At 37.4% G+C, this 12,085-nt stretch carries 14 protein-coding genes; 1 reads left to right on the top strand and 13 read right to left on the bottom strand.

All coding sequences use genetic code 11. From position 1 onward, the window contains the following. Positions 1-248 precede the first annotated feature (248 nt). The 11 genes from dnaN to Q7A53_RS03770 form a co-directional block, all read right to left on the bottom strand. Positions 249-1,376 carry a DNA polymerase III subunit beta gene (dnaN, locus tag Q7A53_RS03820; RefSeq protein WP_411787774.1) on the bottom strand — a complete coding sequence of 376 codons (1,128 nt, stop codon included), beginning with the start codon at positions 1,374-1,376 and terminating at the stop codon, positions 249-251. Positions 1,377-2,030: 654 nt separating this feature from the next. Further along, a complete protein-coding gene (locus tag Q7A53_RS03815) occupies positions 2,031-2,609 on the bottom strand; it encodes a methyltransferase family protein (RefSeq protein WP_411787773.1) in 579 nt (192 codons plus the stop codon). 197 nt (positions 2,610-2,806) lie between these two features. Next, on the bottom strand, positions 2,807-3,241 hold the full coding sequence (locus Q7A53_RS03810; protein ID WP_411787772.1) for a hypothetical protein: 435 nt from the start codon (positions 3,239-3,241) through the stop codon (positions 2,807-2,809). 768 nt (positions 3,242-4,009) lie between these two features. Next, positions 4,010-4,192 carry a hypothetical protein gene (locus Q7A53_RS03805; protein WP_411787771.1) on the bottom strand — a complete coding sequence of 61 codons (183 nt, stop codon included), beginning with the start codon at positions 4,190-4,192 and terminating at the stop codon, positions 4,010-4,012. A gap of 198 nt (positions 4,193-4,390) precedes the next feature. Beyond that, on the bottom strand, positions 4,391-5,032 hold the full coding sequence (locus Q7A53_RS03800; RefSeq protein WP_411787770.1) for a hypothetical protein: 642 nt from the start codon (positions 5,030-5,032) through the stop codon (positions 4,391-4,393). A gap of 101 nt (positions 5,033-5,133) precedes the next feature. Then, a complete protein-coding gene (locus Q7A53_RS03795; protein ID WP_411787769.1) occupies positions 5,134-5,487 on the bottom strand; it encodes an NUDIX hydrolase in 354 nt (117 codons plus the stop codon). 62 nt (positions 5,488-5,549) lie between these two features. Next, positions 5,550-6,098, bottom strand: coding sequence for a GrpB family protein (locus tag Q7A53_RS03790; RefSeq protein WP_411787768.1), 549 nt, complete (start codon positions 6,096-6,098; stop codon positions 5,550-5,552). A 43-nt stretch (positions 6,099-6,141) separates the two neighbouring features. Continuing rightward, the gene (locus Q7A53_RS03785) at positions 6,142-7,419 is read right to left on the bottom strand and encodes an MFS transporter (RefSeq protein ID WP_411787767.1); all 1,278 of its coding nucleotides are present in this window, start codon (positions 7,417-7,419) and stop codon (positions 6,142-6,144) included. Between the two features lie 94 nt (positions 7,420-7,513). Next, positions 7,514-8,656 (bottom strand): winged helix-turn-helix domain-containing protein, encoded by a 1,143-nt coding sequence (locus Q7A53_RS03780; protein WP_411787766.1) that lies wholly within the window; start codon positions 8,654-8,656, stop codon positions 7,514-7,516. A 90-nt stretch (positions 8,657-8,746) separates the two neighbouring features. Beyond that, a complete protein-coding gene (locus tag Q7A53_RS03775; protein WP_411787765.1) occupies positions 8,747-9,100 on the bottom strand; it encodes a glyoxalase superfamily protein in 354 nt (117 codons plus the stop codon). A gap of 147 nt (positions 9,101-9,247) precedes the next feature. Continuing rightward, positions 9,248-9,472, bottom strand: a complete 225-nt coding sequence (locus tag Q7A53_RS03770; protein ID WP_411787764.1) for a helix-turn-helix transcriptional regulator — start codon at positions 9,470-9,472, stop codon at positions 9,248-9,250. Between the two features lie 255 nt (positions 9,473-9,727). On the opposite strand from Q7A53_RS03770, the gene Q7A53_RS03765 reads away from it, so the two are divergent. Next, positions 9,728-10,618 carry a fructose bisphosphate aldolase gene (locus Q7A53_RS03765; RefSeq protein WP_411787763.1) on the top strand — a complete coding sequence of 297 codons (891 nt, stop codon included), beginning with the start codon at positions 9,728-9,730 and terminating at the stop codon, positions 10,616-10,618. 129 nt (positions 10,619-10,747) lie between these two features. On the opposite strand, the gene Q7A53_RS03760 is transcribed toward Q7A53_RS03765, so the two are convergent. Then, positions 10,748-11,398 (bottom strand): HAD hydrolase-like protein, encoded by a 651-nt coding sequence (locus Q7A53_RS03760; RefSeq protein ID WP_411787762.1) that lies wholly within the window; start codon positions 11,396-11,398, stop codon positions 10,748-10,750. 42 nt (positions 11,399-11,440) lie between these two features. After that, entirely contained in the window at positions 11,441-11,986 is a 546-nt protein-coding gene (locus Q7A53_RS03755; protein ID WP_411787761.1) for a 2'-5' RNA ligase family protein, read from the bottom strand. Positions 11,987-12,085: the final 99 nt, after the last annotated feature.

The following is a 12,085-nucleotide window of genomic DNA, read 5'->3' as shown; positions in this document are numbered from 1 at the left end:
TGTCACAAAATATTAATTCACGTAAGAAATTGCATATGATAATTGCAATATGTTTAGTAATGTATTTGCTAATAAATAAGCCGCACTTTCAATCTTTAACGGATCGATGTTCGGCTATTATTTTATCTGGTCTTATTAAACTATAGCCCCAGTTTATGTAAGACTCGATTTCGAGATAATTCAACAATTATATAGTCTTTATCGTGTTCCACCAGTTTTCAAAATAGATCCCGCTATTGTTAAAGGGGTTAATAGGACCTGACTGGAGATATAAGTTGGAGATAAGAGGAATCACTCTTAGGTGTAATTATGATAGGTCTCATGGTGCCCCCAAAACTAATAAGTATTTCCCTATTATCAATGACAGATAAAGCATCTTTTAAAAAGCTACCGTCTAAACTCAAATCTAATTCAGCTTCTCCTGAAAAATTTATAATCTCTTGGGTTTCACTGATATCCCCCACTTCGCCTGCGCGGGATGAAATGCTGAGATTCCCGCTATCATTTAGACTTAACCGTATGTTGTTATGTCTCCAATCACTCGCAAATAGGCAAGCTCTATCCACGGCTTCGTATAGACGCTTAGTGTTTAGTTCAATAGTGAGTTTTGAATCATTAGGTATTAGACGTTTTACATCCGGATACTGACCTTCTATTAGTCTTGAATATAATGTGGTATTTTCACTGGAAAAGATTATGAAATTCTCGTTCATGTATAATTTGACTTCTGAGGAAGTCTTTCTTATTAGTTTTGAAAATGTTATTAGAGAAGTTGCGGGTACTGTACACTCCCCGTTATCAATTGACTTGATTTCTGCTTTTTTTAAAGTGAGTCTATGTGAATTCGTAGCTACTGCTGTTAATTTGCCTCTTGAAAATGAAAAATTCACCCCAGTAAGCAAAGGTCTAGATTCATTACTTGAAGCAGCAAACACTGTTTGACCTACTACTTGGTTAAAGACTTCACTACCAATTGATACCCCTTCATTTTCACTAATTTGAGGTAAGCTAGGATATTCACTACTGTCCATACTACTAAGTCTTGTTCTGATTTCTCCCGAACGGATATGAGCTATACCGTCTTTCACATCGACTGCTATATCTGTTGATAACTTTCTAAGTAACGGACTTAAGTACTTAGCAGATAACACTGTTTCGCCAATCTCTTTAACATCTAAAACCTTTCTTCCATTTACTAGAAGTGGAATTTCCTTTACTAAAACTACTTCAGAGTTACTTCCAACAATAATCAAACGGTTTTCTTCAGCTATTAACTTTATACCATTTAAAATTGGAATTGCTGATTTTGAGGAAACTACAGAAGCTGCCTCAGCAATCATTTTATTAAACAACTCATGATCAACAATAAACTGCATGAAATCCTCCCTTTTCTTACATTTCCATTTTTTAGCTTACCATAGATTGTGAAAGCTTAAAAAGAAGCCCACATTATGAATAACGATTTTAAGCTACTTAACAGTATTTACCTCGATTATAAATCGTTCGCAAGATTGGATAAGTATAAAAAGACGATGATTATACCTTTTTATTAATATTTAGTGAAACAAAAATTATAAAATCATACGTACGCACCCCTTATTTCAATGAATATCTCGAAACTGAGTCTTCCACAATCCTGCCCGTTTGTGCAAGACTCAGTTTCGAGATATTTACAATAATACAGTCAATCTAATTCTAAAACAGGTTTTCTTTTGATCCAAGCTGCCTATATAAAAGACGAGAAAACGTCAGGTTCATTAATACTGCTTCTGAAGCAATCGTGAAATATAACAATAAACTCTTAAATAGCAAAGAGTTTAGTCTGAATTATAATTTGGCCAACGTGTGGGCTGTCATTTATGTAAGTGTTTTTGATTAAAATAAACATTAATTAGTAACGAATAGATTGTAAGTTCACTTATTTAAACGTACAAATCTCCTGAAATTTAAATTTATGTTTAAATAACTGCAATTTGTTCTCTTATCAATACCTCAGCTACCATTAGCAGGTCTAGCTTAAAAACATTTCTTCACCAGATCCATGGAAACATCTTTTTTGTTCTTCTCATATAACTTACATACTTATCACCAAATTGCTGAATCATGGCTGTCTCTTCTACATGAATTCTGTAAGCAAATATGAATAACACACCTATTGCTGTTAAGAGCGCACCCCACCACGTTCTTAACGCCAATGCAATTCCATTTGCAACTAACCAAACGCCTGTATAAGAAGGGTTTCGAATCTTTTTATACAGTCCTGTCTGTATTAGTTTTTGATCGGCAACGACTCCCACCGTTACGGAGAAAAATCGACCAAGTTGAATAATCGCAGAAAAGCGGATCACCGTTCCAATGATAATGAGAACATCACCAACATAACTCATATAAAATGATAATTCTCCAAGTTTCCTGAATCCAAAGACAAACGACAGAAAAACAAAGAAATTCATTCCTAACATAACCAAAAAAAACGAGCCGCGATCGAGTTTCTTCTGTTTTGCTTTTCCTCGACGAAGAATTCTTGCTCGAATGGAAAACCCATACTCGGCAACTATGTACAACAATAGTAAGAGCCAAAACACAGCATGAACATATAAGTGATTCAACGTTGAGCACCTCCTAACTGTGCACCTCCTACTGACTTCGATCATTATTCAACCTGAACTAACTTCATCACAGTGAGTTCTTTATATTTTTTTTGGAGATCTTTCTACTTCGTTCTTCCTAGCCCATAACGCTTTCCTTTGTCTTGAATCTTAGAAACGTCGTAACAATGAAATATTGAACATTAATTAGAATCCTCTTAATTGTGCAGGCGATTTCCATAGCGTTTGTGAAACTCTTTTAGGATCGTTTCCTTATCTTCTTCTTTCACGTTCTCTAAATAAACCGTTTCTTCGTCACCCTTGTGAGTCCGAATAATCAGATTGTCTGCTGTTTTCTGAACCCATTTAACGTCCTCGTCTGCTAGTTCCATTCGAGGATCTCCTATTCCGCGTCGGATATTAATCCCCATTTCTTCAAACCTAATGTATTCGCGTTCGGGCATTTTTAGATAGTGAAGGGTTTGCAAGAGCCCAGTTAACACTAACAGGGCAGTTACATAGACGAACCCCTTCCTCACTTCCCCATTTAAATACAGTGTGACCATGAGTACACAGGCACTCGTAAAGGTATTTAATGCTGTCCCGCGTGCTTTCTTGTTCCAAACAGCTCTATTACTGTAATAGATATGCATGAGGTCATTCCTTTCTGTTCTTTCTTCAACTGCTACCCAGAATGGTTTTGATCTCAGAAATTTCCTCTGTTTAGAAAACAGCATGTCCAAGTATAAGTATCAGAGGGCAGCCAATTTAAAAATGACTCAAACAGAGTTTATTGTTTATTATGTATGGTTATCCATGTATTCGCTCAGACAACTTGATGTGAATAAATACTCTTGAAATCTAAATTCACTTTACTCTTTTATTTGATCGATACTCGCTGCCGAAGTAAATAGCCCCAATTACAAAAAGTATACTTGAAATGAATAGAACAAAACCATTCCAATTACCATTAAATATTGTGACATTTACAAGTGTAGTTATATGCATGAGGCATAAAAGAATAAATAAAATTTTATACGTATTCAAACATTTCACCTCTTTAAATCAGTACTTAATCTTCCCGTTCCTTCTATCATACGATAAAGATGGAACTAAAGTTTCAACCATTTCTATATGAAGTTTCCTTGCTCTGACTCTAGAGTAACGTCTAGTTGAACGAAGAGAAAAGAAATTTTAAATGAGCTAGCGTTTGCTCCTCCATACCGGTATCTCAATTCTCAAAACACTCACTCCCGATATGTGAACCCGTGCACAAGGAACAGAAGAGTTCTAGCTTTCTCTGCAGATTTATATGTTAACAACGCATATCCAAGGATACCAATGAACTCAGCCGCCATTTGAATGTTCACCCATAAGCATACTGAATAGAGCTCATTCCATTAACTTAAACAAGGGAATGCCTAGAATTCCTGTCCTTCATTAAATCGATTATTATATTCTTCAAGTTTATCCCTAAGGACGATCAACATGTTTTCAATATCCTCACATTTTCCAGCTACAATACTAACCAATCGCTCTTCCACATAAAAGCCTACCGTTAATATTCCTTTAAAATCACTAAGATATCTGACTAAAATATGCAATTCATCCACCCTCCTTGTAGTCACGCGAGTGCCACTGCACTATGGCTTTGTTTCTATAAATTATGTAAAAAAAGGACGCCTGACACGGCGCCCTTCCTAATTATTATTCGATTCCTGGATCTATTCTGCTTCATAAGGACTGCTCGTTAATTCCTTTACACCTTTTCGTAAAAACACAAGCTCCACCAGGGCTGCAAATTACAAATCTGAAGAATCCTTTAGCTCCACTTTAAATACGACAGCAAATTCTGCATTTTTTACTGACTTAGGTAAAGTGGTCATGTCCTCGTTATCCTGTGAAGTCACTGTATTCTTACTTGAACCGATTAAATAAGATAAATAAACGGGGGCGTCTTTCTTCAGGGTGATTTCATTATTATCAAACTTTTTAAACATAAAAGCACCTAAACTTCCAGGAGTTGTCGTTGAGCCTTTCGCATAGCCATTTGGAGCTCCAATAGTAAGAAAAGTCGTTTTCTTCTCCATCTGAAGTTGGAACGAGTGCAAGCCAGAGCTAAAACCTGTTTGATTAACAGGAGAAGAAAGAGCTTCTTTCTGTTTTCCTTTTTTAAAAATGATAATCGAACTCACAAATACTTCCCCGCTCTTTATTTTTCCATCTACGGTGTAAAAGGTTTGATAGTCAGCCCCGATTTGATTAACAAGGCTCTTTTCTCTTTTCGAAAGTTTGGCGGGTTTAATTTTCAAAGCGGTTGAAGAGAAATCTTCTTTCGACTGGGTTTGTGGGTTCTTTTGATTATTTTGTGTATCAGTGCTTCCTTCCTGTGTACATCCAGTGACAAGTAAAAGGACCCCGAGTAGGGTGATGAACCATTTCATTTGTATTCTCCTTTTCTTCTATAGGAAATGTCTGTGGTATTCGTATTTGGTTGTTTTTTTATCCCTTAAAACGAACATATGTTCCATGGGCGGGGAGTTCCTTAACAGGTTGGGCAAATAATGGGGGGGGGCATTTCTCCAGTCCCCAAGTTTTGATCATCCACTAGCCACGAGATTTTTTTCCAATCTAAAATTCCTTCTCTAACCTTTTTAGGGGTTGGAAAGGAAAAATCCTTAGGCAAATTTATTAAGTAAACATACATGCCGCCCTTATCGGAGCCGTCTGCTTCCCAGGTTATGAGACCTTTGTAAACGAGTTCATCAAGATGAACTTTAAGAGCGGTTTCTTCTTTCACCTCTCTCCTCGCACATTCTTTTGCGGTTTCATTCATTTTTATTTTCCCGCCAACACCGTTCCAGAGACCTTTAACAGGTGCGGATTCTCGATTTAACATAAGTAATTCATCTTTTCTTTTTATAAAGCATAATGTTTGGTTATACACTTTTTCCTCTGCCTTTAATTTGATTTTTCCACACCTTCTTTCCACCATGAAATTGCTCTTTGCTCCAGAAGTTTAACAAAATCATTTTTCCCCTTACTATACGCATCAATGTCATTTGGGAATTCCTGAGCGAGTCGTGCTTTTAAATCCCCGTATGTAGTCCTCTCATCATCATGAACCCTTAAATAATCGCGGACGGCTAGATGGCGTTCGATTTCTGAGGAATGATCATACTGAAAAATATGGATTTGATGAGTTCTGTTTTCTCCCCCTTTTCGAAAGTATCTACGTCCGGAAATTCCTAATTCTCCTAGAGGTTCATAGCCTATTTCGATCATTTTTTGATTAAACTGATCCAGCCGTTTAATATCCTTGACGATCGGCATCATATCAATGACAGGTTTAGCTTTTAAATAGGGTACTGCCGTACTGCCTATATGGTAAATCTCAACGAGTTCGCTTTTTAACACATCCTGAATTACTTTTGCTTCTTTTTGATACAACTTCCCCCAACTTTTATTATAATCTGTCACAGTGATATTCATTGAACGATCAATTCTCATAGATTTTCTCCTTTTCATTTGAAGATGTCTCTTCCCTTTTGGATCAGGAGACGGCTTCTCCATCACTTTTAATCTTGTTGTTATCTGTATTTTTGTTCCTCTTCCAGAGGAGCTTTTGAAGTAGGATTCCGCTAAAGCCGAGGAAGGTTAAACTCATCCCAATTCCTTTAAATGCTGCAAATATACCAAACTGACTAATCATAACACCACCAAGTAAGGGGCCAGCGATAAACAGAACGCTCAAAGTGGAGTCCAAGATTCCAGAAACTCTTCCAATAGCATGCTGCGGTGGTTCTTTCTGAATAAGATAATTTACAGCTGCATACACCATTCCATTGCCAACCCCTCCAATTAACGAGAGACAAATCGCCAGAAGACTGTAGTTATAATTCGCTAAAAACCCAAATCCCCAGACCATAACGCCTATGAGCAGAGATCCGCCGCCGAAGAACCACCCATACTTACTCATACTGTTCATTCTGTTCAAAAGAAGAACTATAAGAAGGGAACCAATTCCGATTGATGAAATGGCCCACCCTGTAATCTCGGAGGTGTTCGGAAAGACTTCACTGAACAATGTCACGATCTGGGCGTCAATCATCTGTATCGTTAAGGTACTGCCTATTCCGAATAGAACACTGGCTAGAAGGATTCTGTTCCTTAATACAATCATCCAGCCTTCTTTCCAAGAAGAAAGAAAATGAGATGGTTTTGCTGAGGAAGAACGTTCAGCTTGTGTCCTATCGTTCTGCTGTCTTATACGAATTCGAAGCAGAACGATAGCAGATAACATGAAGGAAACAGCATTCACTCCTATAGAAAAACGGGGAGATAAAAGGCTTGCCACTGAACCTCCGATAAGTGGCCCAATCACTTTTACCAGCTGAAAGAGACTGCCGTTTAAAGTCACCGCCTTCATAATATCTTCTTCTTCGACTATCTTTCTCATTAATGCCTGCTGAGCCGGTAAGCTCACAACTCCAGCTGTATTTCGGAGTAACAGAACAGGTAATGCAAACAGTGGTGCTGGAGAGACAATAAGCAATACAGTTAAACCTGCTCGTATCCAATCAGAATAGACTAGAATTTTCAGTTGATCTTTTTGATCCGCAAACACTCCAGCAAACTGACCGAAAAGAATGCTTGGGACGGCATACATGACCGGAATAAGAGCAATCAGCATCGGGTCAGCTTTCCACGTGTACCGGAATAAAATGAGTACGGATACAAAATCAAACCAGTTCCCTAAATTGGAAAGCGCATTGGCTGCAAAGAATTTGATGAAATTTCGGTTTTTCCAAATCAACTCAGGACTCGACATATCTTACTTCCCCCTCGTTATTAATTCCTGTTTCAATCATAACGAGTGAATGTCATAGGAATATCAGAGGGGAAACTTTTTTTATAACTCTGCTTTATAAGTAATCATCGAGAAGTTTTGCAATCTTTGGTTTTAACACGTTAAACTTGTATTCTTCTGCGTACCCTTCCCATTTCTTTTGATAAACGGCAGATAGGTCGTTTTTTATGTTAAACTCTTTCAAATAAAACAAAATTATTGCGTGTGCCATCAATAAACCAGGTACATATTTAGCTTGCCGGAACATTTCAAAGGCTTGTTTGAAATAGCTGCTTGCTTCGTCCCCATGATCACTAGTCAAGGAGTACACGCCTTTAATGACTAAAAAACTAGCTTTTTCTCTGGAAAACGGAAAATCTGCCAGCACTTGTTCTAAATTCTCCATCTTTTTCTTTACATGTAAATGCTCTTTACGGAGCAATAGGAGATAAAGCTCAATAAGTAAGATCAGAGGCTTAAATCCAGCCAGATCTTGCTCTTGAATGTCCTGCTTCGCGTCAATGATCATCTTTTCTGCTTTCTTCATTTGCTTTGTAAATATGAAAAGCGGCAAACGATTCAACAGTTTTATTTCAAGTCGATGAAATTCAGGCAAATTCTTTGCTGCTAAGGCTTTAGTGAAATATTCGAGCGTTTTACTTTTATCAGGTTCCATAAGGGAGTAGATGTGCAGGTAATAGTAGCACTTTTCCCAGAATGAAATCTCCTGTGAATCTAAGAACCATTTAAAATCGCCATTCATGAAGTGAAGGTAGAGTCGGCTTTGCACATCTAGTTCAAAACCGAACACCGCTTGGTTTTCTTCCAGCAGCTTCAGGGCAGCCCCTTCGCCGTAGAGATGATATTTATGAAAGAGATTTTTTACATTTGAAGAGACTTCTTCGTCTTTTAATAATGGACTATTATGAATGCTCTTACGAAGATTCAGCAGATAACCCTGTCCCCGAATGGTTTGTATGCTGATGAAAGTATCCACAGGGACCAGTTTCTTTCTTAACCGGTAAATATGATCGTCAACGGTTCTGTCTATAGGAGCACACATGGGCCAAACTTGGTCGAGAAGTTCCTGCCTTGAGAAGATCCGCGACGGGGAATGATATAGAAACTGCAGCAGCTGGAATTCCTTAGGTAATAAAACGATTTCTTCGCTTCGGTATTTAATTTTACATTCCTCGTTAATAAATATAATTCGCTCCATCATTTCACCTTCATTAAGTCGTTATGTAATCATTGACAGCAGGCAGCTTATATTGCCTTTTTTACCTGAGCAGAACTGATTTATGAGTCGTTACTCTATATCTTCGTAAAAAATGATTCGATTAGAAAAAGGATCAATCACGGTTACCTCAAGAGTATTCCAGGGGGTTTTCTCCAGTCCTGGATTAAAGTATCGATACGGCTTATCTTTCAGTAAGGCATAATAATTTTTCAAATTCTCCATATGGATTCTTATCGTGCTTCCGGGAGAAGCGTCTCCATGATGTTCAGATAAATGGATGCAGGCACCATTTATGGATACCTGAAAATATAAAGGCGTGTCTGCCGTATACTGGTGTTCCCAATCGGCCTGAAAACCTAAATAATCTAAGTAAAATGATTCTGCCTTTTCCTTGTCAAAAATTCTAAAGATCGGTGTAATCAAATAGGTTCATCCTCCTATTAATTTATCCTTGCTGAAGTATGGCAAGTTCTATTCGACTGTTGATGTTATCGTCTCATTTTCCTGTAATCATAAACACTTGTCCAAAAACAGACCACCACTCCGACAATAAAAATTTTAAACTGTTATTCATCTTGTTTGCTCATTCTTATGTTTTCCCTCCTCATCAAATATAAAGAGTTCATCTATAAGTGTGTTCAGATTGACGGATAATTTGAAGGCAAGCTGTAATGTAGGATCGTATTTATTGTTTTCGACAGCATTAATGGTCTGCCTGGTAACATGGCAGATGCTGCCTAATTCATCTTGAGAAATTTTCATTGCTTTTCTAATTTCTCTTATATTATTTTTCATATATTAAACCCCTTATCAAAATTATGAAAAAAAGTAATTACAATTACATTTTTAAGATAAGTGATAAAAATGTCAAACCCTTTTTACATTAACTTTAGTTTAGAAATGTATTAAAGAATAGAAATTTTTTGATTTCAACCAAATTTATTCGTTTTTTTTCCTAATGAACTAAATTTGTGTTAGGGAAAAGGGAATTAAGGGAAGAGTAAGGATGGATGTTTTTTTAAAAGACTATTAGGAAAGAGGAGTGTTAGCATGAACAACAGTCAATTAGAAAAAATCAAGAACGGAAAAGGCTTTATCGCCGCCCTTGACCAAAGCGGAGGCAGCACACCGAAAGCATTGGCAGGATACGGCGTACCTGAAGACTCCTATTCCAGTGAGGAGGAGATGTTTGACCGTGTGCACCAAATGCGCACAAGGATCATAACTTCTCCTGCCTTTAATGCAGACCATATTCTAGGAGCGATTCTATTCGAACAAACAATGGATCGCGAAATTGAAGGCAAATATACGGCGGATTACCTTGCAGATAAAGGCGTCGTTCCATTCCTTAAGGTAGATAAAGGACTGGCAGATCAGGAGAATGGTGTTCAAATGATGAAACCGATTAATGACTTAGATGAAACACTGAGACGAGCGAATGAGCGCAAGATTTTCGGTACTAAAATGCGTTCTGTGATTCACGAGCCAAATACTAGCGGCATCAAAGCAGTAGTGGATCAGCAGTTTGAATTTGGAAAGCGTATTATTTCCGCTGGCCTCGTACCAATTATCGAACCGGAAGTAAATATTCACAGTGAGAATAAGGAAAAATCTGAAGAAATTCTAAAAGAAGAAATACTCAAACACTTAAATGAGTTATCTGCCGATGAAAATGTAATGCTGAAGCTTTCCATCCCAACGAAAGCCAACACTTATAAAGAGCTGATTGATCATCCTCGCGTGATCCGCGTAGTCGCTCTGTCAGGTGGTTATTCTCGTGATGAAGCAAACGAGAAGTTAAAAGAAAATCACGGATTGATTGCGAGCTTTTCAAGAGCGCTGGCAGCTGATTTAAATGCCAACCAGACGGATGAAGAGTTTAATAAAGCATTGAATAACGCAGTAGAATCAATTTATGATGCTTCTGTTAATAAGAAATAACCTGAATAATTATTTCAAATAATCATTTGAAAAGGGTGCGTTTACGAAATTGTAAACGCACCCTTTTCTATGTACTACGAGGCCTGGTGAAGAATATGAACCTCTTTCAAACAGGCTGTATTGAATCCATTAATTCAGGAAGATCGCTTTCAACTCTTTTAAATCATCAATGACCTGGTCTGCCTGAGAAAGCTCATCTGACCGTGCAAAGTCAAAATTACATCCGATTGCTGTTAAGCCGTTTTCTTTAGCGGCGTTAATATCAGAAATCCGATCTCCGACCACAGCCCCTTTCGTGATTCCGTGTTTTTGGATAATGGTTTCTATCAGATCTGATTTATTGAGCGATTGTATTTGTTGAATACTAAATGTTTCTGTAATCCAATGATCCAGTTGATAATAACTCACAATAGCTGTTAAATACTCGGTCAGCCCGTTACTTGCTATGTAAATGGAATAATTATTCTCTTTTAAAAAGGTGAAAACCTTTTTTACATTCGGATATAGTGCCCCTTCCCCCTCTCTAATATTTTCAACTAATCTTTCTAGGAAGAATTGATTTGATTGTTCCCTGACTTCTTTTGAATGGGAAGGCAATAACGTTTCCCACACTTTAGGTAAAGGAACGCCCATAATATCTCGGTAAGTATTGATTGGTGTATCGGTGTCCCATTCATTTCGGGATCTTAATAGGTCAAATGTATCGTTGAGGGACAACTCAAGGATTTTATCCGTTTGAAACAGTGTTCCGTCCATATCAAAAATGATAGCGTGAGTCATTATTTTTGAACTCCCTTTTTAAATTTTTTATAAAGAGCTTCGTTAGTTCTCAGATTGCCCTTCTAAATCTATATCTACTAGTCTCTCATATTTATGTTGTTCACGTTTCTTTTCATAAATTCTAATGAAATCTACTTCAAATGCTCGATAAGGAGTCAATTCCTTTTCTACCGAGAGTTTCATATCCTGCAGGTCTTGCTTAGATACTCCATACCCCTCTTTTCCTAAAGTTAAGTGCGGCACAAAATCAACTAATTCAAAATAAGTTTGAATTAGTTGATCAGAAGGCGAAATCTCCCTTACTAATTTTTCGTGTAACTCATATAAGAGCGTAGATTGAACACTTAAGTACAGTATATTTACACCAAAGAATCTTGGTTGACTTAAGGCAAGGGAAAAAGGCGGAAAGTCCTGACAAACCTTCCTTACCTTATTTATCCACTTTTTGTCTAAGGTTAGTCCCCCCTGCGCTTTCAGGGTCACATGGGGTTCTACTCTTATCTGCTCCATCCATTTGTTTTGGAATTTTACGATGCGTTTTAGATAATCTTCTGGAGGAACGATTCCGATAAAATACTCTATTTCCATTGAAAACCTCTTTCTGCAGTTGTTATTAGATACTGAAATCTATGCGAATAAAACGATGGAGCAATTAGTAAGTACATGAAATACCATAAACTGCAAATC

Origin of the sequence: Halobacillus rhizosphaerae (assembly GCF_046719735.1) — a bacterium.
GTDB classification, from domain to species: Bacteria; Bacillota; Bacilli; order Bacillales; family Halobacillaceae; genus Halobacillus_B; species Halobacillus_B rhizosphaerae.
Note: the sequence above shows the minus strand (reverse complement) of the source record. Positions and strands in the feature narration are given on the sequence as shown.